The organism is Streptomyces sp. BK340 (genome assembly GCF_007827595.1).
GTDB lineage: Bacteria > Actinomycetota > Actinomycetes > Streptomycetales > Streptomycetaceae > Streptomyces.
Map to the genome: position 1 here is coordinate 24291 of NZ_VISR01000019.1, position 20858 is coordinate 45148.

21 protein-coding genes and 1 pseudogene are annotated in these 20858 nt (G+C 69.6%); 9 read left to right on the forward strand and 13 right to left on the reverse strand.

Going from position 1 to position 20858, the window contains the following annotated elements; genetic code table 11:
- The first annotated feature begins 8 nt into the window (after positions 1-8).
- Together FB157_RS28865 and FB157_RS28870 are read left to right on the forward strand one after the other, a co-directional pair.
- Entirely contained in the window at positions 9-836 is an 828-nt protein-coding gene (locus FB157_RS28865; RefSeq protein ID WP_145883594.1) for a carbohydrate ABC transporter permease, read from the forward strand.
- A 137-nt stretch (positions 837-973) separates the two neighbouring features.
- Positions 974-1681 (forward strand): helix-turn-helix domain-containing protein, encoded by a 708-nt coding sequence (locus FB157_RS28870; RefSeq protein WP_398947423.1) that lies wholly within the window; start codon positions 974-976, stop codon positions 1679-1681.
- A gap of 57 nt (positions 1682-1738) precedes the next feature.
- Here the strand turns inward: FB157_RS28870 and FB157_RS28875 are convergent, their stop codons facing one another.
- A complete protein-coding gene (locus FB157_RS28875) occupies positions 1739-2764 on the reverse strand; it encodes an ATP-dependent 6-phosphofructokinase (protein ID WP_145883596.1) in 1026 nt (341 codons plus the stop codon).
- 231 nt (positions 2765-2995) lie between these two features.
- Between FB157_RS28875 and pta the strand changes: the two genes are divergently transcribed.
- The 3 genes from pta (at position 2996) to pyk (ending at position 7855) form a co-directional block, all read left to right on the forward strand.
- Positions 2996-5086: a phosphate acetyltransferase gene (pta, locus tag FB157_RS28880; protein WP_145883597.1), complete on the forward strand. Its 2091-nt coding sequence runs from the start codon at positions 2996-2998 to the stop codon at positions 5084-5086.
- Positions 5083-6315: an acetate kinase gene (locus FB157_RS28885; RefSeq protein ID WP_145883598.1), complete on the forward strand. Its 1233-nt coding sequence runs from the start codon at positions 5083-5085 to the stop codon at positions 6313-6315. Before pta ends, FB157_RS28885 begins: the two co-directional genes overlap by 4 nt.
- A gap of 112 nt (positions 6316-6427) precedes the next feature.
- On the forward strand, positions 6428-7855 hold the full coding sequence (gene pyk / locus FB157_RS28890; protein ID WP_145883599.1) for a pyruvate kinase: 1428 nt from the start codon (positions 6428-6430) through the stop codon (positions 7853-7855).
- Between the two features lie 229 nt (positions 7856-8084).
- On the opposite strand, the gene FB157_RS28895 is transcribed toward pyk, so the two are convergent.
- The 4 genes from FB157_RS28895 to FB157_RS28910 all read right to left on the reverse strand — a co-directional run bounded on the left by FB157_RS28895 (position 8085) and on the right by FB157_RS28910 (position 12323).
- Positions 8085-9422, reverse strand: a complete 1338-nt coding sequence (locus FB157_RS28895) for a hypothetical protein (RefSeq protein WP_186581727.1) — start codon at positions 9420-9422, stop codon at positions 8085-8087.
- Positions 9412-9963, reverse strand: coding sequence for a DUF6114 domain-containing protein (locus FB157_RS28900; RefSeq protein WP_145883601.1), 552 nt, complete (start codon positions 9961-9963; stop codon positions 9412-9414). Before FB157_RS28900 ends, FB157_RS28895 begins: the two co-directional genes overlap by 11 nt.
- Before the next feature lie 119 nt (positions 9964-10082).
- Entirely contained in the window at positions 10083-10730 is a 648-nt protein-coding gene (locus tag FB157_RS28905; RefSeq protein WP_145883602.1) for a DUF6230 family protein, read from the reverse strand.
- Positions 10731-11351: 621 nt separating this feature from the next.
- Positions 11352-12323, reverse strand: coding sequence for a tetratricopeptide repeat protein (locus tag FB157_RS28910; protein ID WP_145883603.1), 972 nt, complete (start codon positions 12321-12323; stop codon positions 11352-11354).
- 210 nt (positions 12324-12533) lie between these two features.
- Between FB157_RS28910 and FB157_RS28915 the strand changes: the two genes are divergently transcribed.
- Positions 12534-13151 (forward strand): TetR/AcrR family transcriptional regulator, encoded by a 618-nt coding sequence (locus FB157_RS28915; protein ID WP_145883604.1) that lies wholly within the window; start codon positions 12534-12536, stop codon positions 13149-13151.
- An 81-nt stretch (positions 13152-13232) separates the two neighbouring features.
- Here the strand turns inward: FB157_RS28915 and FB157_RS28920 are convergent, their stop codons facing one another.
- From FB157_RS28920 to FB157_RS28955, 8 genes and pseudogenes are all read right to left on the reverse strand, one after another.
- Positions 13233-14933, reverse strand: a complete 1701-nt coding sequence (locus FB157_RS28920; RefSeq protein ID WP_145883605.1) for a methylmalonyl-CoA mutase — start codon at positions 14931-14933, stop codon at positions 13233-13235.
- Positions 14934-15029: 96 nt separating this feature from the next.
- Positions 15030-15368 carry a DUF3817 domain-containing protein gene (locus tag FB157_RS28925; protein ID WP_145883606.1) on the reverse strand — a complete coding sequence of 113 codons (339 nt, stop codon included), beginning with the start codon at positions 15366-15368 and terminating at the stop codon, positions 15030-15032.
- Between the two features lie 43 nt (positions 15369-15411).
- Positions 15412-15921, reverse strand: coding sequence for a MarR family winged helix-turn-helix transcriptional regulator (locus tag FB157_RS28930; RefSeq protein WP_145883607.1), 510 nt, complete (start codon positions 15919-15921; stop codon positions 15412-15414).
- Positions 15922-16071: 150 nt separating this feature from the next.
- A complete protein-coding gene (locus FB157_RS28935) occupies positions 16072-16722 on the reverse strand; it encodes a TetR/AcrR family transcriptional regulator (RefSeq protein WP_145883608.1) in 651 nt (216 codons plus the stop codon).
- A gap of 23 nt (positions 16723-16745) precedes the next feature.
- A pseudogene (locus tag FB157_RS47490) lies at positions 16746-16904 on the reverse strand (DUF4166 domain-containing protein); the annotation flags it as partial.
- Between the two features lie 44 nt (positions 16905-16948).
- Entirely contained in the window at positions 16949-17707 is a 759-nt protein-coding gene (locus FB157_RS28945) for a hypothetical protein (RefSeq protein ID WP_145883609.1), read from the reverse strand.
- A 147-nt stretch (positions 17708-17854) separates the two neighbouring features.
- Positions 17855-18148, reverse strand: coding sequence for an MTH1187 family thiamine-binding protein (locus FB157_RS28950; protein WP_145883610.1), 294 nt, complete (start codon positions 18146-18148; stop codon positions 17855-17857).
- Positions 18145-18495, reverse strand: coding sequence for a DUF3817 domain-containing protein (locus tag FB157_RS28955; protein ID WP_145883611.1), 351 nt, complete (start codon positions 18493-18495; stop codon positions 18145-18147). Before FB157_RS28955 ends, FB157_RS28950 begins: the two co-directional genes overlap by 4 nt.
- A gap of 199 nt (positions 18496-18694) precedes the next feature.
- Here FB157_RS28955 and FB157_RS28960 point away from each other — a divergent pair, with 199 nt between their 5' ends.
- Genes FB157_RS28960 through FB157_RS28970 form a run of 3 tightly spaced genes read left to right on the forward strand, consistent with a single transcriptional unit; the run spans position 18695 to position 20788 of the window.
- Entirely contained in the window at positions 18695-19333 is a 639-nt protein-coding gene (locus FB157_RS28960; RefSeq protein ID WP_145883612.1) for an AIM24 family protein, read from the forward strand.
- Between the two features lies 1 nt (position 19334).
- Positions 19335-19985 carry an AIM24 family protein gene (locus FB157_RS28965; protein ID WP_145883613.1) on the forward strand — a complete coding sequence of 217 codons (651 nt, stop codon included), beginning with the start codon at positions 19335-19337 and terminating at the stop codon, positions 19983-19985.
- A gap of 41 nt (positions 19986-20026) precedes the next feature.
- On the forward strand, positions 20027-20788 hold the full coding sequence (locus FB157_RS28970; RefSeq protein ID WP_145883614.1) for an AIM24 family protein: 762 nt from the start codon (positions 20027-20029) through the stop codon (positions 20786-20788).
- Positions 20789-20858 lie beyond the last annotated feature (70 nt).

Below are 20858 nucleotides of genomic sequence, written 5' to 3' on the forward strand. Positions count from 1 at the left end.
CACCGGTCATGCCCCGACATCGTCCCTCGCGTCGCCTCGCCGCCGACGCCGGGCTGCTCGTCGTCGCCCTCGCCTTCGCGCTGCCGCTCGCCTGGGTGCTGCTGTCCTCCGTGGACCCGCACGCGGACCTGAAGGTCAAGGTGCCCGACGGGCTCACGCTCGGCAACTTCGACGCGATCCTCACCCCGGACATCACCTACACCCCGCTGCTCAACAGCCTGATCCTGTGCGGCGGGGCCACCGCGCTGACCGTCGTCTGCGCGGCCCTCGCCGCCTATCCGCTCTCCCGGTTCCGGTCCCGGCTGAACCGGCCGTTCCTGCTGACGATCCTGTTCGCGACGAGTCTGCCGATCACCGCGATCATGGTGCCGGTGTACGCGCTGTTCGTGCGGGTGAACCTGATCGACACGATGCAGGGGACGATCTTCTTCTTCGCCGCGTCCCAACTCCCGTTCGCCATCTGGCTGATGAAGAACTTCATGGACGGGGTGCCGAAGGAGCTGGAGGAGGCGGCCTGGACGGACGGGGCGTCGTCACTGCAGTCACTCGTCCGGATCGTGCTGCCGTTGATGGGGCCGGGGCTCGCGGTCGTGACCGTCTTCTCGTTCGTGATGATGTGGGGGAACTTCTTCGTTCCCTTCATGCTGCTGCTCAGCCCGGACCAGATGCCGGCCTCGGTCAGCATCAACGACTTCTTCGGCAACCGGGGCATGGTGGCGTACGGGCAGCTCGCCGCGTTCTCCGTGATCTACTCGACGCCGGTGATCCTCCTGTACGTGCTCGTGGCGCGGCGGCTCGGGGGCGGGTTCGCACTCGGTGGCGCGGTCAAGGGATAGCGGGCAGGGGTGATCCGCCCGTTACCCACCGAACGGCCGGGACGTACCGAACGGCCGGAACCGTACGTTCCTACAATCAGTGATCCTGTCGGAACGGCCCGTAGTCAACCCGCGGGTAGCTCCCTAGCTTGTGCGGAGTGCGCCAACCCTCAGCCCAACCGAACCCCTCGGCTCCCCCGTTCAACGCCCCGGCCGCCCGCCGGCTCCGTGCCGCCCTCGGCATGGGGCCCGAGCACGTCGCCTACGGGATGCGTGCGTCGTACGGGATGCCGTACGTCACCCCGGACCTCGTCGTCGCCTGGGAACGTGGGATCGCCTTTCCCGACAATCCCGAGCTCACCGCCCTCGCGGGTGTGCTGTGGTGTTCTCCGGGTGAACTGATCGGCAGGCCCCGTACCCTGCGCGAGCACCGCGTCGCCCGTCAGATCGCGCCCGAGGACGTGGCCCACGCCCTCGGCATGGACCTGTCCGGGTATCTGCGCATGGAGGAGAGCGGGGAGTGGCGGGGCAACGAGCGCCAGTCCGCCGCGCTCGCCCAGGTGCTGGAGCTGCCCCTGCCCGACTTCGTGACCGTCACGGGCCGCGAGACGAAGCTCGCCGAGCTGCTGCACAGCGCGGTGACCACCCGCTGGCAGGCCTATGTGCGCCCGGTGGCGAAGATCGCGCCCCTGGACCGGGCAGTCCTGGAGCACGTGCTGCAGGAGCTGCACCAGGACTACCAGGGGCACATGGCCGCCACCCTGAGCTGGGGCGGCGGCACCAGCGACGCCAGCGAGTCCGGCCAGGACTTCATCGGCCGGATCGTGGAGAACTTCTGGACGGCCGTCGAGAACAGGAAACGCTAGCCGAGAACAGGTACAGCCCAGAAGAGAACAGGTACGGCTGGAAGAGAACAGGTACGGCTAGAAGACCGACTCGGCCTCGTCCATGCGGTCCTTCGGGACCGTCTTCAGCTCGGTGACCGCCTCCGCCAGCGGCACCATCCGGACGTCGGTGCCGCGCAGCGCGGTCATCTTGCCGAAGTCGCCGCGGTGTGCGGCCTCGACGGCGTGCCAGCCGAAGCGGGTGGCGAGGACGCGGTCGTACGCGGTCGGGACGCCGCCGCGCTGGACGTGGCCGAGGATGACCGGCTTGGCCTCCTTGCCGAGGCGCCGCTCCAGCTCGTAGGCGAGCGCGGTGCCGATGCCCTGGAAGCGCTCGTGGCCGTACTGGTCGATCTCGCCCTTGCCGTAGTCCATGGTGCCGTCGACGGGGTGGGCGCCCTCGGCGACGCAGACGACCGCGAACTTCTTGCCGCGGGAGAACCGCTCCTCGACCATCTTGATCAGGTCGGCGGGGTCGAAGGGGCGCTCGGGCAGGCAGATGCCGTGGGCGCCGGCGGCCATGCCGGACTCCAGGGCGATCCAGCCGGCGTGCCGGCCCATGACCTCGACGACCATCACGCGCTGGTGGGACTCTGCGGTGGTCTTCAGACGGTCCATGGCCTCGGTGGCGACGCCGACGGCGGTGTCGAAGCCGAAGGTGCGGTCCGTGGAGGAGATGTCGTTGTCGATGGTCTTGGGGACGCCGACGACCGGCAGGCCCGCGTCGGAGAGCATGCGGGCCGCGGTCAGCGTGCCCTCGCCGCCGATCGGGATCAGCGCGTCGATGCCGAACTCCTCGGCCATGTCGGTGGCGCGCTCGCAGGCCTCGCGCAGCCGGTCGCGCTCCAGGCGGGAGGAGCCGAGGATGGTGCCGCCGCGGGCCAGGATGCCGCTGACCGCGTCCAGGTCGAGGGTGCGGTAGTGGCGGTCGAGCAGACCCCGGTAGCCGTCCTCGAAACCGATGACCTCGTCGCCGTACTGCGCCACCGCCCGGTGCACGACCGACCGGATCACGGCGTTCAGGCCGGGGCAGTCGCCGCCTGCGGTGAGAACTCCGATGCGCATCGTGCTGTGTCTCCTGCTCGCTTTCGGTGCCGGTGAGCCACTGCCGATTCTTTCACGTTCACCGGAGCGGTGAAGTCCTGACGGGCGCCTTATCCGGCACCGGGGGTATTGTCAAGAGGGTTCTGCTCACCTTGGTGGGCGATTTTTATGCCGTAGACATGACAGCACCGCCGCAGGCATGACAACACCGCCGAAGCATCACCGACGAGCCACAGGAAACGGAGTGCACACGTGACGCGCAGCGTGTACGTGACCGGGATCGACCGCGGCGACGGCCGTCAGGTCGTGGAGCTGGGGATCATGGAGCTCCTGACCCGGCAGGTCGACCGGGTGGGCGTCTTCCGCCCGCTCGTGCACGACCGGCCCGACCGGATGTTCGAACTGCTGCGGTCGCGGTACCGCCTCTCCCAGGACCCGGCGACCGTCTACGGCATGGACTATCTGGAGGCGTCCGCGCTCCAGGCCGAGCAGGGCACGGACGAGCTGGTCTCCGCGCTGGTCGACCGCTTCCACCTGGTGGCCCGGGACTACGACGTCGTCCTCGTCCTCGGCACCGACTTCGCCGGCACCCAGCTGCCGGACGAGCTGTCCCTGAACGCCCGCCTCGCCAACGAGTTCGGCGCGTCCGTGATCCCGGTGGTCGGCGGCCGCGGACAGACGGCCGAGTCCGTGCTGGCCGAGACGCGCAACGCCTACCGCGCGTACGACGGACTGGGCTGCGACGTCCTCGCCATGGTCACCAACCGGGTGGCCCGCGAGGACCGCGACGCGATCGCCGAGCGGCTCGCGGACCGTCTGCCGGTGCCCTGCTACGTGGTGCCCGACGAGCCCGCCCTGTCCGCGCCGACCGTGGCGCAGATCGCCCAGACCCTCGGCGCCAAGGTGCTGCTCGGGGACGACTCCGGGCTCGCCCGGGACGCGCTGGGCTTCGTCTTCGGCGGTGCGATGCTGCCGAACTTCCTGAGCGCCCTGACCCCGGGCTGCCTGGTCGTGACCCCCGGCGACCGCGCCGACCTGGTCGTCGGCTCGCTGGCCGCGCACAGCGCCGGCACCCCGCCGATAGCCGGCGTGCTGCTCACCCTGAACGAGGTGCCGAGCCAGGAGATCCTCACGCTGGCCGCCCGGCTCGCCCCGGGCACCCCGGTGCTCTCCGTGTCCGGCACCAGTTTCCCCACCGCCGAGCACCTCTTCTCCCTCGAGGGGAAGATGACCGCGGCCACCCCGCGCAAGGCGGAGACCGCGCTCGGCCTGTTCGAGCGGTACGCCGACACCGCCGAGCTGGCCCGCCGGGTCTCGGCACCGAGCAGCGACCGGGTCACTCCGATGATGTTCGAGCACAAGCTGCTCGAACAGGCCCGCTCCGACAAGCGAAGGGTCGTCCTCCCGGAGGGCACCGAGGAGCGGGTGCTGCACGCGGCCGAGGTGCTGCTGCGCCGGGGCGTGTGCGACCTGACCCTGCTCGGCCCGGTCGACCTGATCCGCAAGAAGGCCGCCGACCTGGGCATCGACCTCGGCGACACCCAGCTGATCGACCCGGCCACCAGCGAGCTGCGCGACGCCTTCGCCGAGCAGTACTCCCTGCTGCGCGCCCACAAGGGCGTGACGGTGGAACTGGCCTACGACGTCGTCTCCGACGTGAACTACTTCGGCACCCTGATGGTCCAGGAGGGGCTGGCCGACGGCATGGTGTCGGGGTCGGTGCACTCCACCGCGGCCACCATCCGGCCCGCCTTCGAGATCATCAAGACCAGGCCGGACTCCTCGATCGTGTCGTCCGTCTTCTTCATGTGCCTGGCCGACAAGGTGCTGGTCTACGGCGACTGCGCGGTCAACCCGGACCCGAACGCCGAGCAGCTGGCGGACATCGCCATCCAGTCGGCGGCCACGGCGGCGCAGTTCGGCGTGGAGCCCCGGATCGCGATGCTGTCGTACTCGACCGGTACGTCGGGCTCGGGTGCCGACGTCGACAAGGTGCGCGAGGCCACCGAGCTGGCGCGCTCGCGCCGTCCCGACCTGAAGATCGAGGGGCCGATCCAGTACGACGCCGCGGTCGAGCCGTCCATCGCCGCGACCAAGCTGCCGGACTCCGATGTCGCCGGGCAGGCCAGCGTGCTGATCTTCCCCGACCTCAACACCGGCAACAACACCTACAAGGCCGTGCAGCGCTCGGCCGGCGCGATCGCCGTCGGGCCGGTTCTGCAGGGGCTGCGCAAGCCGGTCAACGACCTGTCCCGGGGCGCACTCGTCCAGGACATCGTCTCCACCGTCGCCATCACGGCGATCCAGGCCCAGAACCCCAGCGAGAAGGCGTCCGAGCTGTGACCTCCCCGACCCGTGTCCTCGTCCTCAACTCCGGCTCCTCGTCGGTGAAGTACCAGCTGCTGGACATGCGGGACAGCAGCCGGCTGGCGGTGGGTCTGGTCGAGCGGATCGGCGAGCAGACCTCCCGGCTCAAGCACACCTGCCGCACCACGGGCGGGACCCGTGAGCACACCGGCCCGATCGCCGACCACGACGCGGCCCTCAAGGCGGTCGCCGAGGAGCTGGGCCGGGACGGCCTGGGCCTGGACTCGCCGGAGCTGGCCGCGATCGGGCACCGGGTGGTGCACGGCGGCATGTTCTTCACCGAGCCCACCGTCATCGACGACGAGGTGCTCGCCGAGATCGAGCGGCTGATCCCCGTCGCGCCGCTGCACAACCCGGCCAACCTCACGGGAATCCGTACCGCACAGGCGCTGCGCCCCGATCTGCCGCAGGTCGCGGTGTTCGACACGGCGTTCCACACGACAATGCCGGAGTCCGCGGCCCGCTACGCGATCGATCCGAAGATCGCGGATCGGCACCGCATCCGCCGTTACGGCTTCCACGGCACCTCGCACGCGTACGTCTCCCGCGAGACCGCGCGGCTGCTGGGCAAGGACCCGTCCGAGGTGAACGTGATCGTGCTGCACCTCGGCAACGGCGCCTCCGCGTCGGCGGTGGAGAAGGGCCGGTGCGTGGACACCTCCATGGGGCTGACGCCGCTGGAGGGCCTCGTCATGGGTACCCGCTCCGGCGACCTGGATCCCGCCGTCATCTTCCATTTGGCGCGTGTTGGCGGAATGTCCATGGATGAGATCGACACTCTTCTCAACAAGAGGAGCGGTCTGTTCGGCCTGTGCGGGGACAATGACATGCGGGAGATCCGCCGCCGCGTCGACGAGGGCGACGATGCGGCCGCGCTCGCCTTCGACATTTACATTCACCGGCTCAAGAAGTACATCGGCGCCTATTACGCGGTGCTCGGCCGGGTGGACGCGGTCGCGTTCACGGCGGGGGTCGGTGAGAACGCGGCGCCGGTGCGGGAGGCTGCGATCGCGGGCCTGGAGGGGCTGGGCCTGGCGGTCGACGGCGAGCTGAACGCCGTACGCGGCGACGAGCCGCGACTGATCTCGCCCGAGTCCGCGCGGGTCGCGGTCGCCGTGGTGCCGACCGACGAGGAACTGGAGATCGCCACGCAGACCTACGCACTGGTCGGAAAGAGCCAGTTGAGCAAAAGGCAGTACAGCTGAGCAGTGGAACTGAGTAATACACGGCAGTAACACGCCTGAGCGCATGTCCGCCCATTTGTATCTTCCGCCAGACGGAATATTCCGCAGCGAAACAAACCGATAGGATCGCCCCATGCGCCGTTCGAAAATCGTCTGTACTCTCGGCCCCGCGGTCGACTCCCACGAGATGCTCGTCGCCATGATCGAGGCGGGTATGAATGTGGCCCGCTTCAACTTCAGCCACGGCACCCACGCCGAGCACCAGTCGCGGTACGACCGCGTCCGTGCGGCCTCGAAGGAGACCGGCCGGGCCATCGGTGTCCTCGCCGACCTGCAGGGCCCGAAGATCCGCCTGGAGACCTTCGCCGAGGGTCCGGTCGAGCTGGAGCGCGGTGACGAGTTCGTCATCACGACCGAGGACGTGCCGGGCGACAAGCACATCTGCGGTACGACGTACAAGGGGCTGCCGGCCGACGTCTCGCGCGGTGACCAGATCCTCATCAACGACGGCAACGTCGAGCTGAAGGTCCTGGACGTCGAGGGTCCGCGGGTGCGGACGATCGTCATCGAGGGCGGTGTCGTCTCCGACCACAAGGGCATCAACCTGCCCGGCGCGGCGGTCAACGTCCCTGCGCTGTCCGAGAAGGACATCGAGGACCTGCGCTTCGCCCTCCGCATGGGCTGCGACATGGTCGCGCTGTCCTTCGTCCGCGACGCCAAGGACGTGCACGACGTCCACCGCGTGATGGACGAGGAGGGCCGCCGGGTCCCGGTGATCGCCAAGGTGGAGAAGCCGCAGGCGGTCGAGAACATGGAGGAAGTCGTCGCGGCGTTCGACGCCGTCATGGTGGCCCGCGGCGACCTCGCCGTGGAGTACCCGCTGGAGAAGGTCCCGATGGTGCAGAAGCGCCTGGTGGAGATGTGCCGGCGCAACGCCAAGCCGGTGATCGTGGCGACCCAGATGATGGAGTCGATGATCACCAACTCCCGGCCGACCCGCGCCGAGGCCTCCGACGTGGCCAACGCGATCCTGGACGGTGCCGACGCGGTCATGCTCTCGGCGGAGTCCTCGGTGGGCGCCTACCCGGTCGAGACCGTCAAGACCATGTCGAAGATCGTCACCGCGGCCGAGCAGGAGCTGCTCTCCAAGGGCCTGCAGCCGCTGGTCCCCGGCAAGAAGCCGCGCACCCAGGGCGGATCGGTCGCCCGTGCGGCCTGCGAGATCGCCGACTTCCTCGGCGGCAAGGGGCTGATCGCCTTCACCCAGTCCGGCGACACCGCCCGCCGCCTGTCCCGCTACCGCGCGGCCCAGCCGATCCTCGCCTTCACCACCGACGAGGGCACCCGCAACCAGCTGACGCTCAGCTGGGGCGTCGAGCCCCACGTCGTCCCCTTCGTCAACACCACTGACGAGATGGTGGACATGGTCGACCAGGAGCTGGCCCAGCTGAGCCGCTTCAACCCCGGCGACACGGTCGTCATCACCGCCGGCTCGCCCCCCGGCGTCCCCGGCACCACCAACATGGTCCGGGTCCACCACGTGGGCGGCGTGAGCAAGTAACGCTCCGCGCAAGGGCCTTGTACGACACCGAGGGCGCCCCCTGTGGCAGGGGGCGCCCTCGGCGGTTCCTCCTCGGCTTCACGCCAGCGCGGATGAAATCTGCCATGTCCTCGATCCTCCCTCCTGGTCCGGAACCGGATCACCGTTGGCGAAAATGCCCGTGGCCCGGCCCTTCACAAGTGGAGGACCGGGCCACGGCGTGCGGCTCCCGAACGGGTCGAGGGGGTGCTCAGTTGTCGGTGGTGTACACGTGCATGCCTGGCACGTGGAGATCGCCACCGAACTGGGCTGCCTGCGTCACCTTCACGTGGGTGAAGTAGATCAGCGGGATGTTGAGCGGCGGCGGGCTGTCGGGGCTGAACGTCACCGGGATCAGGCCGAACAGGTTGCCCGAGATGCTCTGGGTGTACATCACGGTGTCGCCGTTGCGGATGGTGGACGTCGAGCCACCGGCGGCCTGCACGTGGTAGACCTTGCCGGACTGCTTGTCGTTGACCGTCTGGTGCAGGTCACCGATGTCGGTCCCGCCGGAGATGACGTACTTCAGCACCTTCTTCTTGGTGCCGTCGGCCGTCTTCACCTCGACGATGCCCTGGTAGTCGGCACCCTTCAGCAGCAGCGAGCTGGCGTTCAGGTACCAGGGGTCGTCCGCCACCGGCACCTTGTTGTCGACACCGCTCACGTCGTCGGTGGCCGCCGGACAGTCGTCCGGGGACGTCGAGGAGCTCGCGGAGGGACTGGGCGTCGCCGACTCGGTCGCGTCCTTGACCGCCTGGGTGGCGTCCCCGGCCGTTTTGGAGACCGTGTCGGTGGTGTTCTTCACCGTGTCCGTGACCGTCTTGGCGGCCTTGGTCGCGGTGTCCTTGACGGTGTCGGCGGCGCCGCCCGTGCCCGAGGAGCCGGACGAGGACGACGTGGCCGGCGACGAGGACTCGGACGCGGACGGCGTCGGGCTCGCGGACGTACCGGAGTCCTTCTTGCTGCCGGTGAGGACGTCACCGATGTCGCCGATCGTGTCGCCGATCGTGTCCAGGATGGTGCCACCGCTGCTCTGGGACGCCGACGGGGCCGGCGTGGCGGTGCTGCCGCCACCGGAGCCCGAGGAGCCGGAGTCCGAACCCGACCCGGAGGTCGCCGTCGGCGTGGGCGTGGCCTGGTCGCCGGAACCTGAATCCGACGAAGAGGTCTTGCCCGTCGTCTTGCCGGCCTGGGTCTCGGCGGACGCCGTGGGGGTCGGCGTGGCCGTGGCCGTGGACGCGCTCGCGGACGGCGACGGCGAGGCCGTGGCGTCGTCGGAGCCGTCCAGCGCCTTGACGCAGTCCTTGTAGTCCGCGGCCTTCTGGCTGTTGGACGTCGACGGCGTGCTGCCGTTGTCGGCGAGGGCGAGGGTCGAGGTGAACCCCATGCCCACGATGACCGCCGTGGGCATGGCCACGGAAGCTATCGCCTTGCCGCCCGGCATGTGAAATCTGGTGAACAGCGGCTTCCTGGGTGCCGCGTGGCGTGGCCCGGTTCTTGCACGGGACCCGTCCACGTCGGTCCCGCGGGCCACCTCGTCAGCCGGCACTGTGCCTCCCGTTCGCCTCGTTGGCCGGGCTCGTCCCTGACAGGTCGTACGACTCGCTCACCCCGTCCGCGGCCTGCGGCGGCAGCGGTGCGGCTTCGGGGGCTGCGCCCTTGACCGGGCCGGGCCCGGCCTGCGCCTCCGGCTCCGCGCCCGGCACCCACGCCACAGCCATCGCTCCGCCGACGAGGGCGAGCAGGAAGCCCACGATAAAGCCGCCGAAGTTGGATACGGGGAGTGACACCAGCGCCAGCAGGATCGCGGCGACTCCCGCGAACGTCCGTACGTGCTTCTGGAACCAGAGGCTGACGCCCAGCACGATGAGCAGCACGCCGATGATCAGGGAGCCGGCCCCCGCCGTGGTCGCCATCGCCAGCGTCAGATGACCGAGCTGGAGGTGGAAGTACGGGAAGTACATGATCGGAAGGCCGCTGAGCAGGACGTACAGCCCGGCCCAGAACGGACGGGCGCCCCGCCATGCGCGGAACTGCAGCCTCCGGTGGGTGAACTGGCCGGGGTCGGCGGCAGGAGTCTCGGCGCTCATGGAAAACAGCTCCCTGGTGCGGCGTTGCTGTGGTGGTGATGTGTGCCGCGTGTGAACACGCGGCCGGAGTGCGGGTCGGGCGGGGGTGCCGTCGGCGCCCCCGCCCGATCACCGAGTGCCTAGTAGCACTCGATTCCCTTGCCGTCGCCCTTGTGCAGCGACATGTGCAGACCGCTGAGCTTGAACGTGCCGGCGGTGGTGGCCCACGCCGTCTGCTGCACGTTGGTCAGGTCCGCCGAGTCCGCCTGCTGAGCGAAGCCGAACGGGTTGGCCTGCTCACCGTTGCCCTTCATGCCCGGACCCTTGCTGGCGTCCTTGGCGGCCACACCGATGTCGATGCCGTTGAAGACCGCATCGGCCTTCAGGTCGTCGACGTCGATGTAGAGGTTGTGGGCCTGTACCTTGTCGTGACCCGCGCCGCCGGCCTCCAGACGGAGGGTGATCGACCCGAGGAACGGCACGTCCGGGGTGACCACGGACTGGCACATGTTGGTGATCGTGGCGTCGTTGAACGACGAGACTGCGACCGCGTGGGCCGTCTTCTTCCCGTCGAGCGTGTAGCCGCTGTCGACCGCCCCGTACTGGGCGAAGCCCTCGCCGTGGAGGCTGTCGGCCGTCACCTTGAACTGCTGACCCGAAACGCTGAACGAAGCTGCGAGAGCGCCCTGCGCGAGGGCGACACCTATCGCGGCCGTAGCGGCGACGCTGGGCACCATGACCACAGCGAACCGCTTCCATCTGGTCCCGCCACGCACCTGGGACTCCATATTTCCTCCTTCTCGGACGTACATCTCCTGGCCCGGACTCGCCCCAGTCGGCGGCTCAGCCAGGCAGGGATGGGAGAAGTGCTACGTCCTCGGGAAGGAGAGCGCCTGTACCCGGAGGCGCGAACTGCGCCCGAATCACCGGCGATCACCCCCGAGCGACAACCACTGGTCGCGCCTGACACACATCACGCACAACCTCTGGACAGGCTTCGCCGACGAGGCGAAGACCCCCCTGCCCAAGAGCCGGCGCCACTGCCGCCGGCTCTGCTCGGTGGGGACCCAGAGTCTCCCGCGACCCGACCGGCTGTCGGGGTACGGGAATGGACCGAGCGTCGCCGATCGTGGTGCATTCTCGCGCCGGACACAAGGGGGTTCGTTACTCGCTAGTAACGGCCGGATAACCGAACAACGACCCGCTGGTCTCGGAAGGCCACCCTGGGTGGCTCCAGGGGGCAGAGCAATGCCATTTATTTCAGGACAAAACCAGACAGGTCAAAGGCCCTGATTTACTACGAGTAACAGCGGCCGCGATTACCAAGATTTGGTAAAGCGCGGCCGCCCTGACGCCTCGTCGGCAAATCTTTCACCCCGGCATCACAAGCCGTGGCGTTTAGTAACTGGTCAGAACAGGGCTCGGGCCAGCGCGCGGCGCGCCCCGATCACCCGCGGATCCTCGGGTCCCACGACCTCGAACAGCTCCAGCAGCCGACGCCGCACCGCGTCCCGGTCGTCACCCACCGTGCGCTGCACGGTCTCGATGAGCCGCCCGAAGGCGTCCTCCACGTGACCGCCCACCAGGTCGAGGTCGGCGGCCGCGATCTGCGCCTCCACGTCGCCCGGCTTCTCGGCGGCCTCCTTGCGCACCCGCTGCGGGTCCGCGCCCTGCACCCGCTGGAGCAACTCGGCCTGCGCGAGACCGAGGTTGGCCTCCGTGTTGGCCGGGTCGTCGGCCAGTACGTTCTTGTACGCCTGGATCGCCCCGCCCAGGTCGCCCGCGTCCAGCGCCTGTACGGCGGCCTCCAGCAGGGCGTCGTACGGGCCGGCCGGCACCTCGCGCTCGACGACGGCGCCGGGCTGCGCGTCCGGGTCGACGGTCAGGCCTGTCAGCCCGAAGCGCTGCTCCGCGACCTGCACCAACTGGTCGAGGGTCTGCCGGATCTGCTGCTCCGCGGCGGCACCCTGGAAGAGCGGCAGCGCCTGCCCGGCGACGACCGCGAACACGGCCGGGATGCCCTGCACCCCGAACTGCTGCATCAACATCTGGTTGGCGTCGACGTCGATCTTGGCGAGCAGGAAGCGCCCGTCGTACTCGACGGCCAGTCGCTCCAGGACCGGGCTCAGCTGCTTGCAGGGCTGACACCACTCGGCCCAGAAGTCGATGACGACGGGGACTTCGGCGGAGCGCTGCAGGACATCGCGCTCAAAGCCGGCTTCGTCGACGTCGATGACGAGATCGGCCGGAGAGACGGCCCCCGCGCCGCCCTGTCGGGCGGCTTCGGCGCGCGCCTGCTCGGCCTTGCTCCTGGCCTCCTGGGCCGCCTTCACCGCGGCGAGGTCGACGACGCCGCTCATGGACATGTTCCGTGGCTGCATGCGTCTATCCTCCCCCGTTTGCGCGTATGAATGAAAAAGCGTTGTGGTTGGCGCCGGGGTCCCCACCCCACGCCGGCCGTCGTCGCCCGTGTACGTCCGTCACGAGCTTTCGCTACGAGTCGTAGCGTAATGGCACGGGGGGTCGCCGCGACACCACACGCCGGTGATCTCCCTCACGGCAGCACGGAAACGGCCGGTTATGGTCGTGGGATGCAGAGCCGCACCCCCGCCAGCCGTACCGGACGCCCGCGCAGCGCCGCCGCTGACGCCGCGATCCTGGCGGCCACGCGCGCGGCGCTGGTGGAACTCGGCTGGTCCAAGCTCACTCTCGGAGACGTGGCGACGCGGGCCGGGGTTGCGAAGACGACGCTCTACCGCCGCTGGGCCGGCAAGCACGAACTGGTGGTCGACGCGGTCGCCGAACTCTTCGACGAACTGGAACTGCCCGACCGCGGCAGCCTGGCCGCCGACATCGAGGGTGTGGTCCTGCAGTTCGCGTCGATCCTGGACCGCCCGGAGGCCCGCAGCGGCCTGATGGCGGTGGTCGCGGAGTCGACCCGGGACGACGCCCTGCGGGAACGTATCCGCGCCTCCATCGTGGACCGCCAGATGCGCCTGGTCCTGGAGGGCCGCGCCCGCGCCCAGTGCCGCGGGGAACTCCCCCCGGAGCCGGACCCCGCGGAATCCGCCCGAACGGGGGACCTCATCTTCGACATGGTCGCGGGTGCGGTGGTCCACCGCACCCTGGTGAGCGGCAAGCCGGCGGACGAGGAATGGGTCCGGAGCTTCACCCGGGTACTGCTGACGGGCCTCGCGTCCCAGCAGTGAGCCGTCTCGGGGCGGGTGGACAGCAGAACGGGCGTACCACGGGGCGGAGCCCCCTGGTACGCCCGCACGAGGCGACGGCGCCTAGAAGCCGGCGGGCTCCGTGTACACCCCCCACTCCTCCCGCAGCACCCCGCAGATCTCGCCGAGGGTCGCCTCGGCGCGCACCGCGTCCAGCATCGGCTCGATCATGTTCGCGCCGGAGCGGGCCGCAGCCAGCATCTCGTCCAGCGCTCCCCGGACCGCCGCCTCGTCCCGCGCGTCCTTCCGGGCGCCCAGCGCCCGGACCTGCTCCCGCTCCACCTCATGGCTGACCCGCAGGATCTCCAGGTCCCCGGTCACCGAGCCGGTGTTGACGTTGACGCCGACGACCTTCTTCTCACCCTTCTCCAGCGACTGCTGGTACCGGAACGCGGACTCCGCGATCTCCCCGGTGAACCAGCCGTCCTCGATCCCGCGCAGGATCCCGGAGGTGATCGGCCCGATCGGGTGTCGCCCGTCCGGGTGAGCCCTGAGCCCCCGCTCCCTGATCTGCTCGAAGATCTTCTCCGCGTCCGCCTCGATCCGGTCCGTCAGCTGCTCGATGTACCACGAGCCGCCCAGCGGGTCGGCCACGTTGGCGACCCCGGTCTCCTCCATCAGCACCTGCTGCGTCCGCAGGGCGATCTCCGCGGCCTGCTCGCTCGGCAGCGCGAGGGTCTCGTCCAGGGCGTTGGTGTGCAGCGAGTTGGTCCCGCCGAGCACGGCGGCGAGCGCCTCCACGGCCGTACGCACCACGTTGTTGTACGGCTGCTGCGCGGTCAGCGAGACACCGGCGGTCTGCGTGTGGAACCGCAGCCACTGCGCCTTCTCGCTCTTCGCCCCGTACACGTCCCGCATCCAGCGGGCCCAGATGCGCCGGGCCGCACGGAACTTGGCGATCTCCTCGAAGAAGTCGAGGTGGGCGTCGAAGAAGAAGGACAGCCCGGGCGCGAACACGTCCACGTCGAGCCCGCGCGAGAGCCCCAGCTCCACGTACCCGAACCCGTCGGCGAGCGTGTACGCCAGCTCCTGTGCGGCCGTGGCCCCGGCCTCACGGATGTGGTAGCCGGAGACGGAGAGCGGCTTGTAGGCGGGGATGCCGGCGGCGCAGTACTCCATGAGGTCGCCGATGAGGCGCAGATGGGGCTCCGGCTGGAAGAGCCACTCCTTCTGCGCGATGTACTCCTTGAAGATGTCGGTCTGGAGGGTCCCGTTGAGCACCCCCGGATCCACACCCTGCCGTTCGGCGGCGACCAGGTACATGCAGAAGACGGGGACGGCGGGCCCGCTGATGGTCATCGACGTCGTGACCTCACCGAGCGGGATGTCCTTGAACAGGACCTCCATGTCGGCGGCCGAGTCGATCGCCACCCCGCAGTGCCCGACCTCGCCCAGCGAGCGCGGCTCGTCGGAGTCGCGGCCCATCAGGGTCGGCATGTCGAAGGCCACACTCAGGCCCCCGCCACCGGCGGCGAGGATCATCTTGTAGCGCTCGTTGGTCTGCTCGGCGTTGCCGAACCCGGCGAACTGGCGGATCGTCCAGGTGCGGCCTCGGTAGCCGGTCGGATGGAGCCCGCGCGTGAAGGGGTACTCCCCGGGCCAGCCGATCCGCTCGAATCCCTCGTACGTGTCACCCGGTCGGGGGCCGTACACCGGCTCCACGGGATCGCCGGAGAGCGTGGTGAAGTCTGCGTCGCGCTTGCGCGCGGCGTCGTATCGGGCCTGCCAGCGTCGGCGGCCCTCCTCGATGGCGTGAGCGTCCATACCATCGAATTTACTTGGACGTCCTAGTAAATGTCGATGGGCAACCGCCGTACGGGGGTCGTACGGCGGTGGAACCGCAGCGGATCGCGGCGGGAACTACACCTTGGCGACGGCCGGGGCCGGCTCGGTGACCCTGGCCTCCAGCTCGCGGCTGATCTTCCGCTCGACGAAGAAGGCGGCCGTCGGGATCGTCCCCGCCAGCAGCACCCACAGCTGCTTGCCGACCGGCCACTTCGCCTTGGAGCCCAGGTCGAAGGCGAAGACCAGGTAGACGACGTACAGCCAGCCGTGCGCGATGGCGACGACCCGGGTGAAGTCGGCGGCACCGTCGACGTCCATCCCGTACTTGGCGATCATGCTCAGGCACAGCAGGACCAGCAGCACACCGGTGACGTAGGCCAGGACGCGGTAGCGGGTCAGCACGCTCTTCTTCATGCGGTCGAGCGTAACCGTCCGTTCCGGGAGATCTTGCCCCGGGTCACTCCTCGTCGAAGTCGTGTGCCGAGATCCGCAGCGGACGCAGCATCGCGAAGATCTCCGCGCATTCCTCGGCGTCGTAGGCCCCGAGGCCGAAGTCCATCGCCATCAGGTCGCGGGTGGCCGCGTCGACCACCTCGCGCCCCTTGTCGGTGATGACGGCGAGCGTGCCGCGGCCGTCGTTGGGATTGGGGCGCTTGGCCACCAGGCCGGACCGCACCAGCCGGTCCACGGTGTTCGTCACGGACGTGGGGTGCACCATCAGCCGCTCGCCGATCTTGGACATAGGCAGCTCACCGGCCTTGGAGAAGGTGAGCAGCACCAGCGCCTCGTAGCGCGCGAAGGTCAGTCCGTACGGCTTGACCACCGCGTCGACCTCGGCCAGCAGGATCTGCTGGGCCCGCATGATCGAGGTGATCGCGGCCATCGAGGGCACGCTTCCCCAGCGCTGCTTCCAGAGCTCGTCGGCACGGGCGATGGGGTCGAAGGGGAGGCTGAGAGGCTTCGGCACGTCATCAGACCCTACCGGCCGGTCATATGCCGGTCAGCCCCGTCTCGGTCTTCGGTCGCCCGGCCGGCACTCCGGTGATGCCCGTCACGACGATCCGGCGACGATACGTCACGTTTCGTCATGGAAAGCTGCTTGATGTGCTTACGGTGGTCAGCGGCGGCCGGTGCGGCGCAGGTGGTGGCGGACCGCGCGCTGGGCGACCGGGCCCAGCTCCTCCAGGGCCGCGACCAGCGCGCCCAGCTGTTCCAGGGCCTCCAGGGCCGCGTGTGCGCCGGCCTCGTCCACGCCCTCGTACAGCTCCATGCCGACGAAGGAGGCGGCGACGGCGCGGGCCAGGCCCGTCGGGTCGGCGAACCCGTCTAAGGGGGTCGAGGCGAGAACCCGGCGCAGCACCTGCTCGATCTCGGCGATCCACAGGTCGAGGCCGGCGGCTGTGGCCGGACCGAGGACGGCGTGGGTCTGGGCGCCCGCCAGGAGCTGGCCGAGGAGGGTGACGCGCCCGCCGGCCCGCTCCTGCTCGTGTATCTCCCGGCCGACGGCGAGCAGCTCGGAGAGGGAGGCCACGGAGGCGAGCCGGCCGCGATACCGCGCCACGGACTTCTCGGCGCCGTAGCGGCAGGCGGCGGCGAGCAGCTCGTCGACCGAGCCGAAGTGATAGAAGACCAGCGCCTGGTTGACCCCGGCCGCGGAGGCCACCGTACGGGCCGACGTCCTGGCGATGCCCTGCTCGGTGAGCGTGCGCAGCGCGCCCTCCAGGAGCCGGGTCTTGGTCTCCTGGGCCTTCACCGTCTCCGGGGTCATGCGCGCGTCTCCTCCCGCACGACGAGGCTGCGGTCGCTCCGGGGGCCGGGCACTGTCCGGGGGGCGAAGCCGCGGGAGCGGCCGGGCAGGTCGAAGGTGCGCACGAGGGTCACCGTCTCACGGCCGAGGGGGTCGGCGTACGGCATGTTCTCGATCACGACGGAGATGTCCCGGCCGGTGCGGACCTCCCCGTTCGCCGGAGCCGCCGGGGAGTGGCGCGCCGGGATCACCCGTGCTTCTCCAGGGTCAGGGTGCGCAGGAGGCGGGGGGTGCGGGCCTGGGTGACCGGGGCGCGCAGGCAGCGGCGGGCGGCCGGGGTGCAGGCGAGCGGCGCCTTGAGGAGGGCGAGCGAGAGCGCGATCATCAGCAGCAGCGGGCACAGGAAGGCCGCGGTCGCCGCGAACGGGCCGAAGACGCGGATGCCGGGCTCCAGGCCCAGACCGGACAGGCACGCCGTGAGCACCAGCGCGCGCACGGCCAGCTCGGTCAGCCAGTTGGCCAGGGCGCGCTCGGGGGTGATGCCGCGCTCCAGCCACAGCCGCAGCCGGTCGAAGGACCAGGCGGTGGCCCAGCCCATCAGCGGCCGGAACACCAGCCGGTCGGCGAGCACGCCGAAAGCGCCCCAGCGGGGGCGGTAGTCGTAGCCGGTGAGGAAACGGACGCCCTGCGCCTCGGGCACGTAGCGCCAGTAACCGCTGCCCTCGGCGGGCAGGGAGAAGGGGTGCGGTGAGGCGAAGCGCAGGGCGGCGGTGCGGGTGCCGTCGGGACGCTCCTTCTCGCCCGCGGCGACGCCGGAGCCGGACACCGTGAGGAACGGCAGCACACGCGCGGCGTACCGGAAGCGCTGCGGTTCGCCCTCGGTCCGCGGGAGGTAGTCGATCTCGCTCACCCGCAGGTCCCAGCGCAGGTGCTGCGCGGGGTCCTGGGTGCGCGCCCAGAGATCGTCCAGGTCGGTGCGGATATGCGTCTCTATGTAGAGACCCATGGTGTTCCCCCACGTCAGAGTGGCGCTTGAGCGACTGCTCAAACTGTCTGGGTGGGAAAGTACCGCCCTTTGAGCGACCGCTCAAAGAAAGCGGTTGACAAAACCCCGGTCCTTGAGGACCGGGGTTCTGTGCGCGGGTCGGCCGGTTCAGCCGGCCAGGTGCCGCTCGACGGTCTCGACCTTGGAGGTGAGCCCGTCGGTCACGCCGGGCCGGATGTCGGCCTTGAGGACGAGCGACACGCGCGGTGCCCGCCCCTCGACGGCGGCCACGGCCCGCTTGACCACGTCCATGACCTCGTCCCACTCCCCCTCGACGGAGGTGAACATCGCGTCGGTGCGGTTGGGCAGGCCCGACTCGCGCACCACACGGACGGCGTCGGCGACGTACTCCCCCACGTCCTCGCCGACACCCAGCGGTGTCACGGAGAAGGCGACGATCATGCGTTCACGACCCCTTCCTTGCGGGCGCGGGCCGCGATGACGGCGTCCTCGGCCTCACGGCGCAGCGATCGCTCGATGATGAAACCGCCGCCCGGGATGATCGAGTACGCGAAGTAGAGGGCGGCCTTGCCCTTGGCCCACTTGGTGCGGTTCCAGGCGTCCGCCCAGAAGAGCACGTAGAGGATGAACAGCACGCCGTGGATCGGGCCCAGCACCGGTGCGACGTCGAAGCCCGAGGCGACCGTGTACTTGATGATCGTGCAGGTCGCGAGAACGATCCAGGAGATGCCCTCCGGCACGGAGATCAGACGGAGGCGGCGGATGGCGGATGCTGTCTTGAGGTCCACGGGTCACCTTCGGTGGGAGTGTCGCTGAGGGCGCGGTCACTTGGTGATCGGCTTGCTGATCGGCTTGGCGGTCCGCTTTGTGAACAGAAGCACAAGCGCTCACCCATTGTGGCAAACGGCGCCCCTGGGGGTGCGCTCAGGGTCGCTCTCCACCCACGGGCCCTGTTCCGCCCGCCCGTGGCGCCGCTACTTTCGCAGCGTGGCGACGTTCCGGCTCCAAGGGAGCAAGGTGCTCGCCGTCGACATGACCGGGGACGCCGTGAAGGCGAAGAACGGCTCGATGGTCGCGTACGACGGGCAGATGGCCTTCAAGAAGCTGAGTGGTGGTGGCGAGGGGCTGCGCGGGATGGTGACCCGGCGGCTCACCGGCGAGCAGATGACGGTGATGGAGGTGAGAGGCCACGGGACGTGCTGGTTCGCGGACCGTGCGTCGGAGATCAACCTGGTCGGCCTCCAGGGCGACAAGCTCTACGTCGAGTCGAGCAATCTGCTCGCGACGGACGCCGGGCTCCGGACGGGCACGACGTTCACCGGGCTGCGCGGCGCCTCGCAGGGCAACGGACTGTTCACGACGACCGTCGAGGGACACGGCCGGGCGGCGATCGTCTCGGACGGCCCGGCCGTGGTGCTGCGGGTCAGCCCGCAGTACCCCCTGATCGTCGACCCGGGCGCCTACATCGCCCACCAGGGGAACGTACGGCAGTCCTTCCAGTCCGGTGTGACGTTCCGCACGTTCTTCGGGGAGGGCGGCGGCGAGGCCTTCCAGATCCGCTTCGAGGGCGACGGACTGGTCTATGTGCAGCCGAGCGAGCGGAACACGATCGCGGGGGACCTGTGAGATGAGCTTCCGGGAGATCAACTCCAAGATGGTCGAGGCGACCGTGCAGCCCGGCCGTCGGCTGTACAGCCAGCGCGGCGCGATGCTCGCGTACAAGGGGGACGTGTCCTTCACGCCCAACCTCCAGGGCGGCCAGGGCGGGCTGATGTCCATGCTCGGGCGGCGGGTGGCCGGCGAGGCGACCCCGCTGATGACCGTCGAGGGCAGCGGCACCGTCTACTTCGGGCACGGCGGCCACCACGTGCACGTCATCGGCCTCTCCGGCGACACCCTGTACGTCGAGGCCGACCGGCTGCTCGCCTTCGAGGGCACCCTGCAGCAGGGAACGATGTTCATGGGCTCGCAGGGCGGGGTCATGGGCCTGGTCCGGGGCCAGGTCACCGGGCAGGGCCTGTTCACCACCACCCTCCAGGGACACGGGTCGGTGGCCGTGATGGCGCACGGCGGCGTCTTCGAGATCCCCGTCACGCCCCAGCGCCCGGTCCATGTGGACCCGCAGGCGTACGTCGCCCATCACGGTGACGTGCGCAACAAGCTGTCCACGGCGCTCGGCTGGCGCGACATGGTGGGCCGTGGCTCCGGCGAGGCGTTCCAGCTGGAGCTGAGCGGCAGCGGCACGGTCTACGTCCAGGCCTCGGAGGAGAAGCTGTGAGCGCGTACGGAGCCCCCGGCGGCCCGGTGGTGCACGACCCGATGACGCTGCCCGTCGACGACAACGTGAACAGGTACACCTTCTGCGTCGAGCTCAAGAGCGGACAGTGGTTCCTGCAGAAGGGGAAGATGATCGCCTACTACGGGGCGATCGAGTTCAACGGCATCGGGCACGGCCGACTCGACCGACTTGTCCGTTCGTCGTTCCATTCGCCACTGCACGCGAGCGACTGGGTCGTGGCGCAGGGCTCGGGCAAGATGCTGCTGGCCGACCGGGCCTTCGACGTCAACTCCTACGACCTGGACGACGGGAACTTGACCATTCGCGCGGGCAACCTGCTCGCTTTTCAGCCAAGTCTCGCGCTCAAACAGTCGATCGTTCCAGGTTTTCTGACCCTTATCGGAACCGGAAAGTTTGTGGCCGCATCTAACGGTCCGGTGGTGTTCATGGAACCTCCGATCCGGGTGGACCCCCAGGCGCTGGTCGGGTGGGCCGACTGCCCGTCACCGTGTCACCACTACGACCACGGGTACCTGACGGGCGTGATGGGCGGTCTACGTGCGATGACGGGCCTGGGCGGGGCCTCCGGCGAGGAGCACCAGTTCGAGTTCGTGGGCGCCGGGACGGTCCTGCTGCAGTCGAGCGAGACCCTGATGGCCGAGTCGGCGACGGGCGCGGTTCCGGCCGAACCGGGGGTGCCCGGTGGTGGCGGAGCGGCACCGTCCGGACACGGTCCGCAATCGGCGGGCGTACCGCGCCTTCCCGGACAGCTGGGGGACCTCCAGCGTCGCTTCGGGCTGTGAGCGGTAGTCTGCGGAGTGTGACGTCGAACGCGTGCGCACAGTCACACCACCCGAAGTAGTTCGTCATTCA

Bases quoted from the DNA above. Each gene is read 5' to 3' on its own strand.
- FB157_RS28920 (WP_145883605.1), bottom strand. From the start codon at position 14,933: ATGGACGCTCACGCCATCGAGGAGGGCCGCCGACGCTGGCAGGCCCGA.
- FB157_RS28905 (WP_145883602.1), bottom strand. From the start codon at position 10,730: ATGGAGTCCCAGGTGCGTGGCGGGACCAGATGGAAGCGGTTCGCTGTG.
- FB157_RS28915 (WP_145883604.1), top strand. From the start codon at position 12,534: ATGCAGAGCCGCACCCCCGCCAGCCGTACCGGACGCCCGCGCAGCGCC.
- FB157_RS28865 (WP_145883594.1), top strand. From the start codon at position 9: ATGCCCCGACATCGTCCCTCGCGTCGCCTCGCCGCCGACGCCGGGCTG.
- pyk (WP_145883599.1), top strand. From the start codon at position 6,428: ATGCGCCGTTCGAAAATCGTCTGTACTCTCGGCCCCGCGGTCGACTCC.
- FB157_RS28910 (WP_145883603.1), bottom strand. From the start codon at position 12,323: ATGCAGCCACGGAACATGTCCATGAGCGGCGTCGTCGACCTCGCCGCG.
- FB157_RS28945 (WP_145883609.1), bottom strand. From the start codon at position 17,707: ATGGGTCTCTACATAGAGACGCATATCCGCACCGACCTGGACGATCTC.
- FB157_RS28875 (WP_145883596.1), bottom strand. From the start codon at position 2,764: ATGCGCATCGGAGTTCTCACCGCAGGCGGCGACTGCCCCGGCCTGAAC.
- FB157_RS28970 (WP_145883614.1), top strand. From the start codon at position 20,027: ATGACGCTGCCCGTCGACGACAACGTGAACAGGTACACCTTCTGCGTC.
- FB157_RS28925 (WP_145883606.1), bottom strand. From the start codon at position 15,368: ATGAAGAAGAGCGTGCTGACCCGCTACCGCGTCCTGGCCTACGTCACC.
- FB157_RS28965 (WP_145883613.1), top strand. From the start codon at position 19,335: ATGAGCTTCCGGGAGATCAACTCCAAGATGGTCGAGGCGACCGTGCAG.
- FB157_RS28950 (WP_145883610.1), bottom strand. From the start codon at position 18,148: ATGATCGTCGCCTTCTCCGTGACACCGCTGGGTGTCGGCGAGGACGTG.
- FB157_RS28900 (WP_145883601.1), bottom strand. From the start codon at position 9,963: ATGAGCGCCGAGACTCCTGCCGCCGACCCCGGCCAGTTCACCCACCGG.
- FB157_RS28935 (WP_145883608.1), bottom strand. From the start codon at position 16,722: ATGACCCCGGAGACGGTGAAGGCCCAGGAGACCAAGACCCGGCTCCTG.